Source organism: Nocardia sp. CA-136227, from assembly GCF_050955695.1.
Taxonomy (GTDB): domain Bacteria; phylum Actinomycetota; class Actinomycetes; order Mycobacteriales; family Mycobacteriaceae; genus Nocardia.
In genome coordinates this window covers 3353280-3373667 of the sequence record NZ_CP192081.1, presented here as the reverse complement: position 1 = coordinate 3373667, position 20388 = coordinate 3353280, and the positions used below count along the sequence as shown (strand labels likewise).

The window sequence follows — 20388 nt, the reverse complement described above, 5'->3', positions numbered from 1 at the left end:
ATGACCCAGAACTCGAACACCGCGGCCCTGTCGGCCGCCGGGGTTTCGGTGTGGCTGGACGACCTGTCGCGCGATCGCATCAAGTCCGGAAATCTCCAGGGACTGATCGACTCTCGCAATGTCGTCGGCGTCACCACGAACCCGACCATCTTCCAGGGCGCGCTGTCGAAGGGCCACGCCTACGACGAGCAGGTCACCGAGCTCGCCGCCCGCGGCGCGGACGTCGACTCGGCCATCCGCACCATCACCACCGATGACGTGCGCGCGGCATGCGACGTGTTCGCCGACGTCTTCGCCGCGTCCAAGGGCGTCGACGGCCGCGTCTCCATCGAGGTCGACCCGCGCCTGGCCTTCGACACCGACGGCACGGTGGCCCAGGCCATCGAGCTGTGGAAGATCGTGGACCGGCCCAACCTGTTCATCAAGATCCCGGCGACCGAGGCCGGCCTCCCGGCCATCACCCGGGTCATCTCCGAGGGCATCAGCGTGAACGTGACGCTGATCTTCTCGGTGCAGCGCTACATCGCGGTGATGGGCGCCTACCTCGACGGTCTGCGCAACGCCACCACCGCCGGGCACGACATCGCCAAGGTCCAGTCCGTCGCCTCGTTCTTCGTCTCCCGCGTGGACACCGAGATCGACAAGCGGCTCGAGGCCATCGGCACCCCGGAGGCGCTGGCGCTGCGCGGCAAGGCCGGAATCGCCAACGCGCACTTGGCCTATGCCGCCTACCAGGACATCTTCGACGGCGGCAAGCACACCGACGTGTTCAACAAGCTGTCGTCGCAGGGCGCCAACAAGCAGCGCGCGCTGTGGGCCTCGACCGGTGTGAAGAACCCCGAGTACTCCGACACCATGTACGTGACCGAGCTGGTCGCCCCCGACACCGTGAACACGCTGCCGGAGAAGACCCTCGAGGCCGTCGCCGACCACGGCGTGATCGTGCCGAACGCGGCTGTCGGCAAGGCGGAGCAGGCACAGGCGGTCTTCGACCAGCTGGTCGCGGTGGGCATCGACCTGGACGACGTGTTCGGTGTGCTCGAGACCGAGGGCGTCGACAAGTTCGTCGCCTCCTGGCAGGAACTGCTCGTCGCCACCACCGAAAAGCTGCAGGTCGCGGGAGGCAACTGACCGTGGCTCGCGCGGCGACGACGGTCGCGATGCCCAACCCGCTGCGCGATGATCGCGACAGCCGGGTGCCCCGCATCGCCGGACCGTGCAACGTGGTGATATTCGGCGTTACCGGTGACCTGTCGCGGCGCAAAGTGCTGCCGGCCATCTACGATCTGGCGAACCGGGGGCTGCTGCCCCCGGGCTTCTCGCTGATCGGCTTCGCGCGCCGGGACTGGACCGACGAGGACTTCGCGAACCTGGTTCACGAGTCCGTGTCGTCCTCGGCGCGCACCCCCTTCCGCGAGGAGGTGTGGCAGCAGCTCAAGGAGGGTCTGCGTTTCGTCCGCGGCACGTTCGAGGACGACGCGGCCTTCCACAAGCTGGCCACCACCCTCAAGGATCTGGACCGGGATCGCGGGACGGGCGGCAATACCGCCTTCTACCTGTCGATCCCGCCCAGCGACTTCCCCATCGTGCTGGAACAGCTGTCCAAGAACGGGCTGGCCAAACCGACCGATTCCCCTGCGGGGCAACCGGAACCGTGGCGGCGAGTGGTGATCGAGAAGCCGTTCGGGCACGACCTTAACAGCGCGCAGGAACTCAACGAGCTGGTCAACACGGTGTTCCCGGAGCGGTCGGTGTTCCGCATCGACCACTACCTGGGCAAGGAGACGGTCCAGAACATTCTGGCGCTGCGCTTCGCCAACCAGCTGTGGGATCCGATCTGGAACGCCAACTATGTGGACCACGTGCAGATCACCATGGCCGAGGACATCGGCCTGGGTGGTCGCGCGGGGTACTACGACGGCATCGGCGCTGCCCGCGACGTCATCCAGAACCACCTGCTGCAGCTGCTGGCGCTGACGGCCATGGAAGAGCCCGTGAGCTTCCAGCCCAAGCAGTTGCAGATCGAGAAGATCAAGGTGCTCTCGGCGACGAAACTCGTTGCGCCACTGGACGAGACGACCGCACGCGGCCAGTACACGGCGGGCTGGCAGGGCAGCGAGCCGGTGGTGGGCCTGTTGCAGGAGGAGGGCTTCGACCCCAACTCCCGCACCGAGACCTACGCCGCCATCACCCTGTCCGTGGCGACCCGCCGCTGGGCGGGCGTGCCGTTCTACCTGCGCACCGGCAAACGCCTGGGGCGGCGGGTCACCGAGATCGCGGTGGTGTTCAAACGCGCCCCGCACCTGCCCTTCGACCAGACCATGACCGAGGAACTCGGGCAGAACGCGCTGGTCATCCGGGTGCAGCCGGACGAGGGCATCACCATGCGATTCGGGTCCAAGGTGCCCGGATCGTCCATGGAGGTGCGCGACGTGAACATGGACTTCAGCTACGGCGAGGCGTTCACCGAGGACTCCCCCGAGGCCTACGAGCGGCTCATCCTGGACGTGCTGCTCGGGGTGCCGTCGCTGTTCCCGGTCAACGAGGAGGTCGAATTGTCCTGGCGCATCCTCGATCCCGCGCTCGAACACTGGGCCGCGACCGGCAAACCCGACCCGTACGAGGCGGGCGGCTGGGGTCCGGAATCCGCCGACGAGATGCTCGCGCGCAGCGGGCGGGAATGGCGGCGGCCGTGACCACACCCACCCAGGAGCCCGCCCGATGATCATCGACATGCCCGACACCGACACCCGCGAGGTGTCGAAACGCCTTGTGCAACTGCGGGAATCCAATGGCGTGGTCACCATGGGCCGGGTGCTCACCCTGGTGGTGTGCACCCTCGACAGCTCCGAGGCCGAGGACGCCATCGACGCCGCCAACGACGCCAGCCGCGAACACCCCTGCCGGGTGATCGTGCTGGCCCGCGGCGACCGCATGGCCCCGACGCGGCTGGACGCGCAGATTCGCGTGGGCGGCGACGCGGGCGCGGCCGAGGTGATCGTGCTGCGGCTGCAGGGCGATCTGGTGCCGCACGAGGCCAGCGTGGTGATCCCGTTCCTGCTGCCCGACACCCCCGTGGTGGCGTGGTGGCCGCGGGGCGCTCCGGAGTTCCCGTCCAAGGATTCGGTGGGCCGCCTGGCGACCCGCCGGATCACCGACGCCACCTTCGCGGCCGATCCGCAGGCCACCATCAAGGGTCGCCGGCACTCCTACGCGACCGGCGACACCGATCTGGCGTGGAGCCGGGTCACCTACTGGCGGGCGCTGCTGGCGGCGGCGCTCGACGAGGCCCCGTTCGAAACCGTTGAGTCGGTGACGATCTCGGGTCTGAAGGAAGAGCCGGCGCTGGACATGCTGGCGGGCTGGCTGGCCGCGCGGCTGGACTGCCCGGTGGTGCGGCGCACCGGCGAGCTGAAGGTGGAGATGCGCCGGCCCTCGGTGTCGATCGCCATTTCCCGCCCGCAGCACGGCCGGACCGCGACCTTGTCCCGCACCGGCGAGCCCGACCAGCGTTTCGCGCTGGCGCGCCGCGAGACCAAGGACTGCCTGGCCGAGGAACTGCGTCACCTCGACGCCGACGACATCTACGCCGAGGCCCTCACCGGAATCGAAAGGGTGACCTATGAGTAAGCCCGCCGTCGAAACCTTCACCACCGTCGACGATCTGGTGATGGCCGCGGCCGCCCGCTTCGTCGCGCAGGTGGTGGAGGCGCAGCGTCTGCGCGGCTCCGCCTCGGTGGTCCTGACCGGCGGCGGCACCGGCATCGCGCTGCTGGAACTGGTGCGCAAGGCCCCCGGCGACATCGACTGGGGCAAGGTCGACATCTTCTGGGGCGACGAGCGTTTCGTGCCCACCGGCGACCCGGAGCGCAACGAACTCCAGGCCCGCCACGCGCTGCTCGACCACGTCCCGGTCGACCCGGCCCGGGTGCACCCGACCGAGACCTCGAGCGGCGACTACCCGGACCCGCTCGAGGCCGCGGGCGAGTACTCGGCCACCGTGCACGCGCACCTGGCCGAACACGGCGCGTTCGACCTGCACCTGCTCGGGATGGGCGGGGAAGGGCACATCAACTCGCTGTTCCCGCACACCGACGCCACCCGCGAAGAGCACGAGCTGGTCGTCGCGGAGACCCATTCGCCCAAGCCGCCGGCCGTGCGCATCACGCTGACGCTGCCCGCGATCCGCAAGTCGCGCCACGTCATGCTGATCGTGTCCGGTGAGGCCAAGGCGGCCGCGGTGGCCGCCGCCCTCAACGGGGCGTCGCCGCTCGACATCCCGGCGGCGGGTGCGATCGGCACCGAGTCCACCACCTGGCTGCTGGACGAGACCGCCGCGGTGGACCTGCCGCACTAGTTCCATCGAACGGCGGGCCCGGATCGATCGATCCGGGCCCGCCGTTCGTCGTCTCCGCCGAAATCCCGGCCCGTGCGACGCACGGGCCTCCCCGCATGCCCTCCGCTGTAAACGGGTAGCCGACTACTCGCGATTAGCTGGTAGGACGCTTCTAGCGTCGAATCCGCGCCGAAAGGTTCGGCGCATGGAGGGGAACGCCATGATCGACATCATCACCCTGCGCGGCACCGGGGAGCAGCGCAATTCCGACGGGACACCGGCGGGCATGCTGCACGATGTCACCAAGCTGCTGGACACGAGCAAGTTCAGCGCGTTCGAACCGGACTGGCCCGCCGAGATCGGCCCGGTGCCCAGCACCTGGGGCTCCTCTCTGGACACCTCGGTGCGGCTCGGGGTCGCGGCCGGGGTCAAGGCCATCCAGGATTCACCGAATGTGTGCGGCCTGCTGAGCTATTCGCTGGGCGGGATCGTGGCCAGCACGATCCTGCAGGGTGTGCGCGCGGGCGTCTACACCAATGTCGACGGGTCGCCGCTCGAGATCGCGTTCACGGTGAACATCGCCAACCCCATGCGCCGCAAGGGCCAGTCCGTGGGCGACCTGTGCCCGCCGCAGACCTACGGCCTGCACGGTCAGCGCGGCGCCTGGCCGGCGGGCCTGGACGTGCGCGAGTACGCCAACCCCAACGACATCATCACCTCCTCCCCCGGCGACTCCCCGCTGCGCGCCATCGACACCGCCATCTCGCCGTTCTCCCTCGTCGAGGGCGCGCGGATCGGCAACCTCACCCCGATGCTGTTCCACGAACTGCTGAACTTCCTGCTCCAGAACCCGGTCGCCAACCTGGACCGCTACACCGCCGCGATGCGCGGCCTGCTCGGGTACCTGACGCCCTGGCCCGACGGCGAGCACGTCCGGTATTCCGGCCACAACATGCCCGGCACGAACGTGCTGTGGACGACCCACGCGGCGGAGTACCTCAACGCCCACTACTGAACGCCCATCCACGACGCCGCGTCGGCGGCGGGATAGATTGCGAGAGAGTAGTAGCGAGGTGATTCGTGGGTGGTCCGCCGAGTGACGCCGAGGGGGTCGGCGTTCGGCCGGAAGTGTTGGTGAATGTGCTGGGTGGACTGGCCGCGACGGTGTCGGGGCGGCCGGTCGACCTGGGCGGGTTGCGGCAGCGGAGTCTGCTCGCGGCCCTGATCGCGGCCTATCCGCGGGAGGTGTCCGCGGACCGGCTGCTCGAACAGGTGTGGCACGATGCGGCCGAACCCTCGGTCAGCTCACTGCATTTCGGGATCTCGAAGCTGCGCGACCGGCTCGAACCCGAGCGGCGGCGCGGCGCCGAAGGGGTGATCGTACGGTCCGGGACGCGGTACCAGCTGGCCCTGGACGCGGATCGGATCGACGCGCACCGCTTCGCCGGGCAGCTCGCCGACGCCGAATCAGCGTGCGCGGCAGGGGATTCCGCGGCCGGGCTGCGCGCCTACGAAACCGCGTTGAGCGAGTGGAAGGGCGCGCCCTACGCCGATATCGCCGACGCCGATTTCGTGCGGCCGGAGATCGCGCGGCTGACCGGGCTGGAGCTGCGGGCCCGGAAAGCCTTGGTGGAGTTGCGACTCGACACCGGCCGGATCGAAGCGGCGCTCGCCGACGCCGAGGCGCTGGTGGCCGCGCATCCGCTCGACGAGCGGGTGTGGGAGCTGGCGGCGCTGGCCCGCTACCGCGCCGGGCGGCAGTCCGAGGCGCTGGCGGCATTGCGGGATGTACGGCGGCTGCTCGACACCGAACTCGGCATCGAGCCGGGCGTCGGGTTGCGCGAACTGGAAACCGCGATCCTGCGCCACGACGAGGAGTTGCTGCCCGGGTCGGCGGGCGCGGTCCAGGCCGTCACCCCGTTGATCGCGGCGACCTGCCCGATGCCGGCGCCGCGGACCCAATTGATCGGGCGCGCCGACGAACTCGACGAGATCTATCGCGCGGTGCGTGAGAGCCGGCTGGTGACCCTGGTCGGCACCGGCGGGGTCGGCAAGACCCGGCTGGCGGTGGAGACCTGCCGTCGCCTGCTTCGAACACCGGCGGCCGAGGATCAGTCGTGGTGGGTCGATCTGGCCCCCGTCGAATCCGACGACCTGGTCGCCGCCACCGTGGCCGCGGCCATGCAGGTGTGCGGCGCGAGCACGCCCGAACGGCTCGCCGACATCGTCGCGACGTGGGAATGCACGGTGCTGCTGGACAATTGCGAGCACGTCCTCGACGGGGTCGCCGGGGTGGTGAACGTCCTGCTGACCCGGTGTCCCCGGGTCCGGATCATCGCCACCAGCCGTGAACCGCTCGCCCTCGACGGGGAGCGCGTCATCGACGTTCCGCCGCTGGACGAGTCCGAGGCCGTCCTGTTGTTCGCGGCGCGGGCCGCGGGCATGGTCGAGGGCTGGAGTCTCGAAGACCGTGTGCGCGAACCGGTTCGGCGCATCTGTGCCGACCTGGACGGCATCCCGCTGGCCGTGGAGTTGGCCGCGGCCCAGCTGCGGGTGCTGTCCGAGCAGCAGATCGCCGACGGCCTGGCCGACCGGTTCACTCTGCTCGAGGGAGGTTCGCGCACCGCGCCTCTGCGGCAGCGCCGCCTGGCCGACACCATCGACTGGAGTTACCGGCTGCTCGATCCCGCCGAAGCGCGCCTGCTGCGCGATATCTCGGTCTTCGCCGGGAGTTTCGACATCGACGCGGCGGCCGCCGTCCACGGGGCGACCTCGTCGATGGCCGTCCTGGCCCCGCTCACGGGTTTGGTGCGGCGGTCCCTGTTGCGGGTGCAGCCCGCCTCGTCGCCGCGCCGGTACCGGCTGTTGCAGACGATTCGCGAATTCGCGCTCACCCGTTGCGAAGCCGGGGAGCTCGAGCGCGCCCGGGCCGCGCACCGGCAGTGCGTGCTGGAGCGGGCGCAGGCCGCGGCCGCGCATCTGCGCGACGCACGCTCGGCGCAGTCGATGGACACTCTCAACCGGGATGTCGCCGAACACCGCGCCGCCATCGCGTCCGCCTTCGCCGCCGGCGACCCCGCGTACGTGCTGCGGCTGGCGGCGGCGCTGTACTGGTTCTGGTATCGGCGCGGATTCATCGAGGAGGGCATTCCGGCCATCACGACGGCGCTCGCCTCGAGCGAACCGCCCGACCACGGCGTGGACGCCGCGACCCTGTCCCTCGCCCTGGGCGGACTGGGTGGGCTGCACTATCTTTCCGGCGATCCGGTGCGCGGCGTGGCGATGGCGGAGCGCGCGGCCTCCATCGCGAACGCGGAAGGCGATCGCGACACGGCCACCTGGATGCGCACCTGGACCACCTATCTGCGCGCGGTGGCCGACCCCACGCGCGACACGGCCGCGGATGCCGCCATGGCCGTGGCCGTCGCCCGCCGCGACGGCCGCCCCTGGCAGCTGGCCGACGCGCTCATGGTGGAGGGCCGAATCCTGCGCTACGCCGATCGTCCCGTCGCGGCGCGCGCCGCCCTGACCGAGGCGATCGCGGTCGCCGAACGCTGCGGCCACCGCCTCACCGTCGCCTCGGCCTCCTGGACCCTGACCCGCTGTGCCCTCGAGGCCGACGACCACGCCGAAGCGCGAAGCGCCTTGCGCACCATGCACACCGCGGTCGAGCTCGACGGTGATGTCACCTCGTGGCTGGTGATGGCGCATCTGGCGGCGGCCCTGGCGACCCGCGCCGACCGCCCCGCCGACGGGGCCCGCCTGCTCGGCGCGGTCCGCGCCCTGGGCATCCGGATCGGATTCCATCCGGAGGTGATGGACCCGATCGACGCGGCCCGCGAGGCCGCCGCCGTCGAGAACGCGCTATCCCCGTCGGAATTCGAGGCGAGCCTGGCGGCGGGCGCGACCATGTCCCGCGACCAGGTGAATGTGCTGGTCGGCTCCATTCTCGGCGAGTCCGCGAAGCTGCCGGGCAGGGCGCTAAGTTCGCGCTAAGCGGCAGGCATTCTGCTGGACGTCAACGACCCCGTCGAGTGACAGGAGCTTCATGTCCAGCGTCTGCGATCCGCCCGCGCCCATCGGTGCGCGTCCGCTTCCGGCCTATCGGGTCGCCGAGCGAGTGCGGGCGGCGGTCGCGGGCGCGGTGCCGACGCCGGGAGCCGACGCCTACCGGCACCCGGCCGCGGATGCCGCTCCCGCCGTCCGGGTCTCGGCCGGATCCGGCGCCCTCTACGCGGGCGGTCTCACCTATCGCGTCGAGGACTCGGGCATCGTGCTGCGGACCTGGCGGAGCTGGCTGGCGGCCGCGCCGGAGGGCGTCACCAGCTCCGTCGCGGTGCTGAACCTGCCCGCCGTCCCGGTCCTCCCGGCCTCGCTGCACGGGGCCACGGTCCTGCACCTGCGCTACGCCCACTCGGGAGATCCGGCCCGGGGCGCCGAGTTGCTCGCGCCGCTGCGGCAGGTGGCCACACCATTGCTGGACACCACGTGCATCCACCATGACCCGGCGCGTCCGATGCCGGTCCCGGCCATCGATGCCTTCCTGGCGGCCGCGGCCGGGCAGCCGATCGATTTCGCGGAGATCCGGGCGCTGGGCGGGGCGATCGCCCGACAGTCGCTGTCGCCCGGCATGATCGCCGGACGCCACGCGCTGGGTCATGCGCGCGGACTGATCGGCTACCCGGCGCCCGAGGCCGACGACTAGTCCCGCGACGGTGATGCGCTTCGCGGTTCTCACAGCGATAGATTGCCGAGTGAGAGCTAGTGAGGTGATTCGTGGGTGATCTTCCTGGTGACGGCGAGGAGAACGGTGCGCGGCCGCAGGTGCGTCTACATGTCCTGGGCGGACTGGCGGCCACGGTCGAGGGACGGCCGGTCGATCTGGGCGGGCTCCGGCAGCGGAGTTTGCTGGCGGCATTGATCGCGGCGTTCCCGCGGGAGGTGTCGGCGGATCGGCTGCTCGAGCAGGTGTGGCACGACGCCGTGGAACCGTCGGTGGGGTCGCTGCATTTCGGGATCTCGAAGCTGCGCGATCGACTCGAGCCCGACCGGCGGCGCGGCGCGGCGGGCGTGATCGTCCGGTCCGCCACCAGCTACCAGTTGGATCTGGCCGCTGATCGGATCGACGCGCATCGCTTCACCGGGCACCTCGCGACGGCCGAAGCAGCCTGCGCCACCGGCGATTCCGCGACAGCGCTGCGGGCCTACGAGGCTGCGCTCGACGAGTGGCGTGGCGCGCCGTACGCCGATATCGCCGATGCCGATTTCGTCCGGCCGGAGATCGCGCGGCTCACCGCGCTCGAGCTCCGGGCGCGAAAAGCGCTGGTGGAGTTGCGGATCGACACCGGCCACGCCGAAGCCGCGCTGCTCGACGCGGAGGCCTTGGCGGTGGCGCATCCGCTCGACGAACGCGTCTGGGAGTTGACGGCGCTGGCCCGCTACCGGGCCGGACGCCAATCCGACGCGCTGGCGGCACTGCGGGACATCCGCGATCGGCTCGACACCGAGCTGGGCATCGAACCCGGACTCCGGCTGCGGGAGCTCGAGACCGCCATCCTGCGCCACGACGAGGAGCTGCTGCGCGGATCGGAGGCCCCCGCCCGGGTTGCCGTCACCGTGCCCGAGACCGCGCCGGCCTGTCCCATGCCGGTGCCGCGGACCCAATTGGTCGGCCGCACCGCCGAACTCGACGACATCGGCCGTGCCGTGCGCGCTGCCCGCCTGGTCACGCTGGTCGGCACGGGCGGTGTCGGCAAGACCCGGCTGGCCGTCGAGACCTGCCGGAGGCTGCCCCGGGTGGCGGGCTCCGGGGACGGGCCGTGGTGGGTCGATCTGGCCCCGGTCGAATCCGACGACCTGGTCGCCGCCACCATCGCCGAGTCGCTGCAGGTCCTGGGCGCGAGCACCCCCGATCGCCTCGCCGATATCGTCGCGAACCGGGAAGGCACACTGCTGCTGGACAATTGCGAGCACGTCCTCGACGGGGTCGCCCACGTGGTGCATACGCTGCTGATTCGATGCCCCGGCATCCGGGTCCTGGCCACCAGCCGCGAGCCGCTCGCGGTCGACGGCGAGCAGATCGTCGAGGTACCGCCGCTGGACGAGTCCGAGGCCGTCGAGCTGTTCGCCGCGCGGGCCGCGGGCGTGGTGGCGGGCTGGTCCTTGAACGAGTCGGTGCGCGAACCGGTCCGGCGGATCTGCGCCGACCTCGACGGCATCCCCCTCGCGGTGGAATTGGCCGCCGCGCAACTGCGGGTGCTGTCCGAGCAGCAGATCGCCGACAGCCTGGCCGACCGGTTCACGCTGCTCTCCGGAGGCGCCCGGACCGCGCCCGCGCGGCAGCGCCGCCTCGCGGACACCATCGACTGGAGCTACCGGCTGCTCGACCGCGCCGAAGCCCGGCTGCTGCGCGATGTCGCGGTCTTCGCCGGAAGCTTCGACATCGACGCCGCCGCGGCCGTGCACGGCGTCTCGAACTCGATGGCCGTGCTGGAACCGCTGACCGGTCTCGTGCGCCGCTCGCTGCTGCGGGTGCAGCCCGCGTCGTCGCCGCGCCGCTACCGGATGTTGCAGAGCATCCGCGAATTCGCGCTCGCCCGTTGCGAAGCCGACGAGCTGAACCGGGTGCGCGCGGCGCACCGTCGCTGCGTGCTGGACCGGGCCGAGGCCGCCGCGATCCATCTGCGGGACGCGCGCTCGGCGGAGCTGATGGACGCGCTCGGCGCGGATGTCGCCGAGCATCGGGCCGCTATCGCGTCCGCCTCGGCGGTCGGCGACCCCGGGTACGTGCTGCGGCTGGCCGCGGCCCTGCACTGGTTCTGGTATCGGCGCGGGTTCATCGCCGAAGGCATCGTGGCCGTCACCAGCGCCCTCGACGCGACCGCTGCGCCCGGGCACGGAATCGAACCCGGCACGCTGTCCATGGCCCTCGGCGGACTGGGCGGGCTGCACTATCTTTCCGGCGATCCGCTCCGGGGCGCGGCTGCCACCGCGCGGGCCGAGCAGGTGGCGGCCGAGGCGGGCGATCTCGACACCGCCGCCTGGATGCGGTCGTGGACCACCTACATGCGCGCGATCGCCGAGCCCACCCCCGAGGCGGCCGTCACCGCCTCGGCCGCGGTCACCGCCGCCCGCGCGGACGCCAGACCGTGGCAGTTGGCGGAGGCGTTGATGATCGAGGGCATGATCCTGCGGTTCAGCAACCGCCCCGAGGAAGCACGGGCAGCACTGCGGGAGGCGGTCGCGGTCGCCGAACGCTGCGGGCACCGCTGGTCGGGGGCTTCCGCGTCGTGGACGCTGGCCCGCTGCGCACTGGACGCCGGTGACATCACCGACGCTCGGACCGCGTTGCGCACCATGCAGACCGCGCTGGAACGGGACGGGGACGTGACGTCGTGGCTGGTGATGGTGCAGCTGGCCGCGGCGCTCGCGGCCCGGAGCGGCCGTCCCGCGGACGGTGCGCGGATGCTCGGGGCGGTGCGCGCTCTGGGTGGGCGGATCGGGTTCCTGCCGGAGGTGATGGATCCGGTCGACGCGGTCCGCGAGGCGGCCGAGGTCCGGTCGGCGCTGTCGGAAGCCGAGTTCGAGGAAGGCGTGGCGGCCGGCGCGACATTGACTCGCGCCGAGGTGAACGCCCTGGTCAGCACCCTCTCCTCCGAGCCCGCCGGTGATGCTGGGCGACAGCTAAGTTCGCGATAAGCGTTGTGCGGTCTCCTGAATATCGATCAGCACCATCGACTTTCAGGAGCCTCATGTCCAGCGTCTTCGATCCGGCCGCGACGGCCGGTCTCGACCGACATCCGATTCCGGCCGCCACCGTCGTCGAACGCCTGCGCGCGGCCGTCGCCGGGGCCGTCCACACCCCCGGTGAGGACGGGTACCAGCGCTCGGCGGCCGGATTCAATGCCGCGATCGAGCATGCGGCCGCGGCCGTCGTGGTGGCCAGCAGCGCCGCCGACGTCGCGGCCACCGTGCGCGTCGCCGTCGAGTCCGGCTACACCGTCGCGGTGCGGGCGACCGGTCACGGGGTGCTGCCGACACCCGCGGACAGCATCCTCGTCGACACCACCCTGCTTCAGGCGATCTCGATCGACCGCGATCAGCGCACCGCGACCGTGGGCGCGGGCGTGCGCTGGCAGCAGGTCCTCGATGCCGCCGCCCCGTTCGGGCTGGCCGGGCTCGCCGGGTCCTCGACCAGCGTCGGCGTCGTCGGGTACACGCTCGGCGGCGGGCTGGGCCCGATCGCGCGCACCTACGGTTTCGCCGCCGACCATGTCACCGCCATGGAGGTGGTGACCGCCGACGCGACCCTGCGCCGCGTCACCCCCGACACCGAACCCGAACTGTTCCGGGCACTGCTGGGCGGCGGCGCGGCCTTCGGCATCGTCACCCAGATGACGTTCCGGCTCTTCCCGATCCACACCCTCTACGCCGGCAGCCTCACCTACCGCATCGAGGACGCGGCGGTCGTGCTGCGGGCCTGGCGGAACTGGCTGGCGGCCGCACCGGAGACGGTCACCAGTTCGGTCGCGATCCTGAATCTGCCGCCGCTGCCGGAGATTCCGGAGCCGCTGCGCGGAGCCACGGTGCTGACCCTGCGCTACGCCCATGTCGGTGACGCCGCCGAGGGGGCCGCGCTGCTCGCCCGGCTGCGCCCGGTCGCCGCACCATTGATGGACACCGTCGCCGAAATGCCTTACACGGCTTTGGCTTCCATCCACAATGACCCGACCCATCCGATGCCCGCACTGGATCGGGGGACCTTGCTGCGGGAACTGCCGGACGCGGCCCTCGACGCCCTGCTCGGGGCGGTCGTGGGGGCGCCGATCAATATGGCCGAGATCCGGGTGTTCGGCGGCGCGATCGCGCGGGAGCCTCAGTCGCTCAACACGATCGCGGGCCGTCACGCGGCGTTCCAGGTCTTCGCGGTCGGCGTGCTGGCCCCGCCGATCGCCGATGTGGTCCCCGCCGCGCTCGATCGGGTGGCGACGGCACTGGACCGGTGGAGTCTGGACGCCGCCACGCCGAACTTCGGCCTGAACCCGCTCGGCGGGGCGTCCGACACCCTGGCGGCCTGGACCGAGCCGCAGCGCGAACGCCTGGTCGACACGCGCCGCCGCTACGACCCGGCCGGGGTGTTCGCCCCGGCCGCGCGCTGGAACCTGCCGGTGCGCTGAGCTCCGGTTTCCGCGCCGAGCGCCGACGGGACCTGCCACTGGTCGAGAGACCCCGCGGGGTGTGGCAGGTCCCGCCGTCGCAACTTCTTACCCACCGGTAGGGTCTGCTGGCAGAATGACGGGGCGCTCCGGCGGCGGGTGCGTGAACAAGGAGGTTGCGCGTGGCATTCGGTGATTTTCAGAACGAGATCTACTTCAACGGGTTGCGCGGAGTGGTGCCGGCGATGCCGGTGAGCTACGCGGATCTGGCCGAGCGGGCGCGGGCGGCGATGCCGCCGTCGGTGTACTCGTACGTGGCGGGCGGCGCGGGCGACGAGCGGACCCAGAATGCCAATGTGGCGGCATTCGACAAGTGGGGGCTCATGCCGCGCATGTTCGTCGGGGCGAAAGAGCGCGACCTGTCCGTCGAGTTGTTCGGGAGCACCTGGGCCGCACCGGTTTTCATGGCGCCGGTCGGGGTGATCGGTTTGTGCGCGCAGGACGGGCACGGGGACCTGGCGACCGCGCGCGCGGCGGCGCGCACCGGGGTGCCGATGGTGGCGTCCACGCTGACGGTGGACCCGATGGAGGACGTCGCCGCCGAATTCGGTAACACCCCCGGCTTCTTCCAGCTCTACACCCCCACCGACCGTGACCTGGCCGCGAGCCTCGTCGAGCGCGCCGAGAAGGCCGGGTACAAGGGCATTGTCGTCACCCTCGACACCTGGGTGACCGGGTGGCGGCCGCGCGACCTGTCGACCGGCAACTTCCCGCAGCTGCGCGGACACTGCCTGGCCAACTACTTCACCGACCCGGTGTTCCGGGCGAGCCTGGCCAAGTCGCCCGAGGAGGATCCGCAGACGGCGATCCTGCGCTGGATCCAGGTCTTCGGCAATCCGCTCACCTGGGCCGACCTGCCGTGGCTGCGGTCGCTGACCAAGCTGCCGCTGATCGTGAAGGGCATCGGTCATCCCGATGACGCGCGCCGCGCCAAGGATCTGGGCGTCGACGGCATCTACTGCTCCAATCACGGTGGCCGCCAAGCCAATGGCGGGCTCCCGGCCCTGGACATGCTGCCGGGCGTGGTGTCAGCCGCGGACGGGCTGCCCGTCCTGTTCGATTCCGGGGTCCGGTCGGGCGCGGACATCATCAAGGCCCTCGCGCTGGGCGCGTCGGCGGTCGGCATCGGGCGGCCCTACGCGTACGGGCTGGCGCTGGGCGGGGCGGACGGCATCGTGCACGTGCTGCGCACGCTGCTGGCCGAGGCGGATCTGATCATGGCGGTGGACGGGTATCCGACGCTGAAGGATCTGACGCCGGACGCCCTGCGGCCCGTCACGGTCTGAGCTCGGAGATGGTGATCTTCCGCCGCGCTCACTCCTGGATGCGGCGGAAGGGCCGCTCCGCCTCCAGGGTGTAAGCGAGTTCGAGCAGGGTGCGTTCGTCGCCGTGCGCGGCGGAGAACATCATGCCGATGGGGAGGCCGTCGGCGGACGCGCCCAAGGGCAGCGACAGGGCCGGCGCACCGGTCACGTTCGCCAGCGGGGTGTAGGTGACGTAGTTCAGCAGGCGCTCGAAGACCTCGTCGAAGGGCTGGTCGGGGCTCAGGTACCCCAGGTGCGGGGTCACGCTCGCCAGGACCGGGGACACCACGAGTTCGACGTCACGGAACGACGCGGCGTAGGCCTGCCGGATGCGGGAGAGCCGGTAGAGCACCGCGGGCGAGCGCAGCGCGGAGCCGCCGAACCGGGCGGCCAGCCCGCGGGTGAACGGGTCCAGGCGGGCGGGGTCGAAGGAGCGGTCGAGGGTGAGTTTGCCGGTGCGGCCCAACAGGAACGCCAGCATCGCCCAGTAGGTGGCGAAGTCGTCGGCGAAGCCGCGATCCACCGGGTACGCGAGCGGGCGCACTTCATGGCCCAGACTTTCCAGCAGGGCGACGGTGTCGTCGTGAACGGCCCGAACCTGCGGGTCGAGGACCGCGCCGGTGATGGGTTCGGTGAGCACGCCGATCCGCAGGCGCCGTTGCGCGGGACCTTCGACCAGGCCGACCGGCGGCAACGCCGGATTGCGCCAGAAGCGTTCGGCGGCAGCGAAATACGTGGCGGTGTCGCGGACGGTGCGGGTGAGCACACCCTCGGAGACGAGGTTGATCGGCATGGAGCGAGCCTGCGGGCCGTCGATGTGGCGGCCCCGGGTCGGCTTCAATCCGACCAGCCCGCAGCAGGCGGCGGGGATGCGGATCGAGCCGCCGCCGTCATTGCCGTGCGCGATCGGCACCACGCCCGCGGCGACCATGGCGGCCGCACCACCCGAGGACGCTCCGGAGGAGTATCCGGTGGCCCACGGGTTGTGTGTCGGTGCGGCATCGGCGAATTCGGTGGTGGCGTTGAGCCCGAACTCCGGCAGCGTGGTCTTGCCGAGCACGGTCATCCCGGTGCTGAGAAACTGTTTCGTGAAGGGGCCGTGCGCTTTCGCGGGCCGCGCTCGCCACGCGGCGCTGCCGTGCTGGGTGGGCAGCCCGGACACGTCGGTGTTGTCCTTGACGTAGGTGGGCACGCCGTAGAGCAGTGCGTCGCGCTCCCCGGACACCAGCGGCGTATCCAGATCGACCACGAGCGCGTTCAGCTCCGGATTCACCCGAGCCGCCCGCTCCCGCGCCGCCTTGGCGACCTCGGCGGCGCTGAGCTCGCCGCGCCGGATCAGCTCGGCGATCCCCACGCCGTCGTGCTCACCCAATGCGTCATCGGTGAAGGCATGAACTCGCGCTGCCATGATCCGGGCCTCCTCATCGACTCTCCCGACTGAGCCCGACCGTACCCCCGGACTGGACGTACGAACAGAAGATCGCGGTCGGACGCCGAATCATGACCGGTTTTCTACCAGAATGTCCGGTTCTCCACCCACCGGTCGCGCCGGATTCACGATCGAGGCGCTGCTCGGCAGCGGCGGCATGCTCATCGCGGTACCCGCCAGGCACCCGCCTCGGGCAACGACTCGTCCGCACCATGGAGGCCTCTTGTTCAGCGACCGACCAGGCTAGTACCAGGGCGGACACTAGAAGAATCATCCGCCCTTCGAACAGGGATACCTCGATGAGTCTTGACGATTGGTCTAACAGCTCCTTCAAGCGCTTCAACGACGATTGCCGCGCCCGCGAGATGAAGTTCTCCAACAACAATTGGCGAGAACAACGCGACCGCTACTGATCGCACGCGCGAGGTTCTTTTCCCTGCTGGGTTCGAGCTGATCGAGTTCGAGCTGATCGATCAGTGGTCGCGGTGGTGGGCTGGTCGATCACGGTGGATGTATGTCGGCGCCTTCCACAACCCGCCGCGGGTCAAGGTGTGCAGCGAGCATGGGCCGATCATCATCCGGGGATTCGGGGAGTGGCGGCCGGTCTTCGAGCGAGATTTCACCGCGGCCGTCCGCAGGATCGCGCCCGCGGCGGACATCGATCTGGAGTGGGGCTATCCGGACGAACGTTGAGCTGACCCGGCGATCACGAAGGACCGGTTCCTCCCATGCTGGGAGATTGCGCCACTAGGTTCGGATCGGTGAGACGGTGCGGGTTGCTGCCGTCCACATTCATCTCCCAGACTTCGGCGTTCGACCGGGTCCGGCTCATACGCGTGTAGAGGATTCTCCTGCCATCCGGCGAGAGGGACAGGCCGCCGACCCCATCGGTGGTGAGGGCCCGGATATCGGTGCCGTCGCGTTTCATCGTGTAAATCTCGGACTGGTCCCTGCCACCTCGATTGCTGGTGAACACGATGTCAGCGCCGTCGGCGGTAAATTTCGGACCGGAGTTGTAGAACTGGTCCCGCAGCAGTTCCCGCTGGCCGGTGCCGTCGCCCGCCATGAGCCAAATGATCCCCGCCCTGACGAAAACGATCGCCGAACCATCGCGCGCAAACGAGGGGGAGTTGGCCGACACCAGATCGGGGCCCACCGTCGCGGGGTCCGGGATATCGGTGAGTCGCCGAAGATTTTCGCCGGTACTGTCCACCAGGTAGATGGCGCCGCCGCGGGCGAAAGCGATGGTGCGCCCGTCGGGCGCGAACGTCGGGCCGTATCCGCCGTCCGCGACTCTCGTGATATTGCCGCCATCCGGATCCATCGTGGAGATCCCGGCGCCGGCCACGACGATCCTCGAACCATCCAGTGCGAAACTCGGGTCCGAGCCCGTGGCAATGCGAGTGACCCCACTACCGTCCGGATTCATCACGAACACTGACTGCCAGCCATCCGCAAACGCGATCTTCAGCGGCCCCGGCACCCCGGCGGCACCCCGCACCGTCGGCACCGTCGGCACCGAATCCTCCACCCGCCCCGTGGATTCCGTGGCACACCCGCCCACGAACCCCGTCACGACAACGGCGCCCACCACGATCCACCGCTTCCGACCCAATGCCTCGACCATCTCATCCGATCCATCCGCAGTTCCGCGCACACCACCGAACCACCTCATTGTGGCTGTGCCGCAACAAACGTTAGACGCGAACGACCCAGATGCCATGCCCCCAGCTTCTCGGGGGCTGGTGGGCAGTCGGTGTTCGAGGTCCACGAGATCGACGGCGACCACGCCGTCGTCGAATCGGCCGAGACCGACGCGCCCGGCCGCTACCCGTGACCACGACCACCGTTCCCGCGCCGACACTGGGTGTTCCGGCGACCACGGCGGTTCCGGTCACGAGGGGCCAGAACTGCCGGGCCACCAACTGAATTCGACGACGGGCCCGCAGTGTGCCCGCTGACCGCTATGCGTCGGTTCTGGCCGGGAAGACTGCGAAGGTTGGGGCGCGACCGTGAGCCGACACAGGCTGCGCGCACCGTCACGGTCGAACTCGACCATGTCCAGACCGATGAGCGCGCCGAAGCCACCATCGAGATTCACCGAGGAAGGCGGACAGCTTAACCGAGGCCCGGGCTCGCCTCGCCTGATCAGCGCGCGCGACGACCGCCGGGCACCGGCGACGCGGGATCGACCGGCCCGCGCCGGTCGATCATCGCGCGGCTACCGGTCGAGGTCGAGACCCTTCAGCGCCTCGATCAGGAATCCGTTGACGGCGTCGGGACGTTCGAGCTGGACCAGGTGGCCCGCGCCCGGCACGTCGCGGACCTCACGCAGGTCGGTGACATTGGCCCGGAGCGTGGCCAGCGGGTCGCGGCCGGCGAAGCCTTCCATGTCCGGGTCGTTCTCGCCGTAGAGGAAGTAGGTGGGGACTTCCACCTTGGCGCCGGCGTAGGCCTCGGTGAGTTCCCAGTTGCGGTCGAGGTTGCGGTACCAGTTGAGGCCGCCGGTGAAGCCGGTGCGCTCGAAATCGGCGACGAGGGTGTCGAATTCGGCCTGGGACAGCCACGGCCAGGGCAGGGCGGGGGCCTGCGGGAGGACGTCGAGGTAGCCGAGGCCGGGCGGGTTCTTCCAGGTGTCGAGGTAGTGGTAGTCGCCGGAGAGCGAGTAGTAGACCCGGGCCAGGAAGCCGCGCGGGTCGGCGGCGAGTTCGGCGTCGGCGACGCCGGGGGTCTGGAAGTAGGACAGGTGCAGGAAGTGGCGTTCGGCCGCTTTGGTCCAGAAGGCCGACGGCGGGCGCGGGGGCCGCGGGGCGAACGGGTTGTTCAGGACCACGACGCCGGCGACCCGTTCGGGGGCGCGCAGGCTCAGTTCCCACACCAGTTGCGCGCCGAAGTCGAGGCCGACGAAGACGGCCTTTTCCGCGCCGATGTCGTCGAGCAGGGCCGTGAGGTCGCCGATGACGGCGGCGTTGGTGTAGGCCTCCGGGTCCGCGGGGGCCTCGGTGCGGCCGTATCCGCGCAGGTCGGGGGCCAGGGCACGGTAGCCCGCGGCGGCGACCGCGTCGAGCTGGTGGTGCCACATGTACCAGGTGTGCGGGAACCCGTGACAGAAGACGACCGGGAAGCCCTCGCCCTGATCCGCGACGTGCAGGCGGACCTCCCCGGTGTCGATCGTCCGATGCGTCAGTTCCACTCCGCCTCCAATTTCTAGAACACGTTCCTATTTCAAGGTAATGTCCAGAGGTCGTGAGCGAAATACCCAAGATTCTCGCCGGAAAGGTCGCGGTGGTGACCGGGGCCAGCCGGGGCATCGGCAAGGGCATCGCCCTGGAGCTGGGCGCGGCCGGGGCGACCGTGTACGTCACCGGGCGCACCGTCACGGCCGGGCACCTGCCGGGCACCGTCTCCGCGACTGCCGCCGAGATCGACGCCCTCGGCGGGCACGGGGTCGCGGTGGTGTGCGATCACCGCGACGATGCCGCGGTGGAGAAACTCTTCGCGCAGATCCGCGACGAGCAGGGCCGCCTGGACATACTGGTCAACAACGTCTACAACTCCCCCGCCTCGGCGCGCTGGATCGGGCGCAAGTTCTGGGAGGTGCCGCCGAAGGCCTGGGACGAGGGCTTCGACATCGGCGTCCGATCCCATTACGTGGCCAGCGTTTTCGCCGCACCCCTGCTCATCGAGTCGCAGGGCCTGATCGTGAGCGTGTCCTCCCCCGGCGCGGTCCGCCACATGCACAACGCGGTCTACGGGGTCGGCAAGACCGCCGTGGACCGGCTCACCGCCGACATGGCCCACGACCTCGAGGGCACCGGCACCACCGCGGTGTCCATCTGGCCGGGCATCGTCAATACCGAACTGCTGCAGATGGTTCCGGCCGACGCCCAGGGCCGCCGCTTGGTCACCCTGCCCGGCGAGGGCACCTTCGACCTGGATCAGGCCGAGACCCCGCACTTCGCCGGTCGCGCCGTCACCGCCCTGGCCGCGGACCCGGATCGCCTGGCACGCACCGGGAAAGCCTGGAAGGTCGCCGACCTGGCCGAGGCGTACGGCTTCACCGATATCGACGGCCGCGTCCCGCGCGCCGACTAGTCACAACGA

At 70.4% G+C, this 20388-nt stretch carries 15 protein-coding genes; 12 read left to right on the top strand and 3 right to left on the bottom strand.

Annotated elements, in window-relative coordinates; all coding sequences use genetic code 11:
• The 10 genes from tal to ACQP06_RS15545 all read left to right on the top strand — a co-directional run bounded on the left by tal (nt 1) and on the right by ACQP06_RS15545 (nt 14837).
• On the top strand, nt 1-1131 hold the full coding sequence (gene tal / locus ACQP06_RS15590) for a transaldolase (protein ID WP_433672846.1): 1131 nt from the start codon (nt 1-3) through the stop codon (nt 1129-1131).
• A 29-nt stretch (nt 1132-1160) separates the two neighbouring features.
• A complete protein-coding gene (gene zwf, locus ACQP06_RS15585) occupies nt 1161-2696 on the top strand; it encodes a glucose-6-phosphate dehydrogenase (RefSeq protein WP_433673339.1) in 1536 nt (511 codons plus the stop codon).
• 25 nt (nt 2697-2721) lie between these two features.
• Nucleotides 2722-3630: a glucose-6-phosphate dehydrogenase assembly protein OpcA gene (gene opcA / locus ACQP06_RS15580; protein ID WP_433672845.1), complete on the top strand. Its 909-nt coding sequence runs from the start codon at nt 2722-2724 to the stop codon at nt 3628-3630.
• The gene (gene pgl / locus ACQP06_RS15575) at nt 3623-4357 is read left to right on the top strand and encodes a 6-phosphogluconolactonase (RefSeq protein ID WP_433672844.1); all 735 of its coding nucleotides are present in this window, start codon (nt 3623-3625) and stop codon (nt 4355-4357) included. The genes opcA and pgl overlap by 8 nt, the downstream gene beginning before the upstream one ends.
• A gap of 184 nt (nt 4358-4541) precedes the next feature.
• The gene (locus ACQP06_RS15570) at nt 4542-5351 is read left to right on the top strand and encodes a hypothetical protein (protein WP_433672843.1); all 810 of its coding nucleotides are present in this window, start codon (nt 4542-4544) and stop codon (nt 5349-5351) included.
• A gap of 65 nt (nt 5352-5416) precedes the next feature.
• Nucleotides 5417-8332 (top strand): BTAD domain-containing putative transcriptional regulator, encoded by a 2916-nt coding sequence (locus ACQP06_RS15565; protein ID WP_433672842.1) that lies wholly within the window; start codon nt 5417-5419, stop codon nt 8330-8332.
• 52 nt (nt 8333-8384) lie between these two features.
• Nucleotides 8385-9041, top strand: a complete 657-nt coding sequence (locus ACQP06_RS15560; protein ID WP_433672841.1) for a hypothetical protein — start codon at nt 8385-8387, stop codon at nt 9039-9041.
• Between the two features lie 71 nt (nt 9042-9112).
• Nucleotides 9113-12034: a BTAD domain-containing putative transcriptional regulator gene (locus ACQP06_RS15555; protein ID WP_433672840.1), complete on the top strand. Its 2922-nt coding sequence runs from the start codon at nt 9113-9115 to the stop codon at nt 12032-12034.
• A gap of 53 nt (nt 12035-12087) precedes the next feature.
• Complete coding sequence (locus tag ACQP06_RS15550) at nt 12088-13512, top strand: FAD-binding oxidoreductase (RefSeq protein WP_433672839.1); 1425 nt, start codon at nt 12088-12090, stop codon at nt 13510-13512.
• 161 nt (nt 13513-13673) lie between these two features.
• Nucleotides 13674-14837, top strand: a complete 1164-nt coding sequence (locus tag ACQP06_RS15545) for a lactate 2-monooxygenase (protein WP_433672838.1) — start codon at nt 13674-13676, stop codon at nt 14835-14837.
• Between the two features lie 28 nt (nt 14838-14865).
• Here ACQP06_RS15545 and ACQP06_RS15540 read toward each other — a convergent pair whose 3' ends face one another.
• Nucleotides 14866-16263 (bottom strand): amidase, encoded by a 1398-nt coding sequence (locus ACQP06_RS15540; RefSeq protein WP_433672837.1) that lies wholly within the window; start codon nt 16261-16263, stop codon nt 14866-14868.
• Nucleotides 16264-16794: 531 nt separating this feature from the next.
• On the opposite strand from ACQP06_RS15540, the gene ACQP06_RS15535 reads away from it, so the two are divergent.
• The gene (locus tag ACQP06_RS15535) at nt 16795-16977 is read left to right on the top strand and encodes a hypothetical protein (RefSeq protein WP_433672836.1); all 183 of its coding nucleotides are present in this window, start codon (nt 16795-16797) and stop codon (nt 16975-16977) included.
• A 13-nt stretch (nt 16978-16990) separates the two neighbouring features.
• Here ACQP06_RS15535 and ACQP06_RS15530 read toward each other — a convergent pair whose 3' ends face one another.
• Nucleotides 16991-17911 carry a TolB family protein gene (locus ACQP06_RS15530; protein WP_433672835.1) on the bottom strand — a complete coding sequence of 307 codons (921 nt, stop codon included), beginning with the start codon at nt 17909-17911 and terminating at the stop codon, nt 16991-16993.
• 594 nt (nt 17912-18505) lie between these two features.
• Nucleotides 18506-19477, bottom strand: a complete 972-nt coding sequence (locus ACQP06_RS15525; RefSeq protein ID WP_433672834.1) for an alpha/beta fold hydrolase — start codon at nt 19475-19477, stop codon at nt 18506-18508.
• Nucleotides 19478-19530: 53 nt separating this feature from the next.
• On the opposite strand from ACQP06_RS15525, the gene ACQP06_RS15520 reads away from it, so the two are divergent.
• A complete protein-coding gene (locus ACQP06_RS15520) occupies nt 19531-20379 on the top strand; it encodes an SDR family NAD(P)-dependent oxidoreductase (protein WP_433672833.1) in 849 nt (282 codons plus the stop codon).
• The last annotated feature ends 9 nt before the right edge of the window (nt 20380-20388 follow it).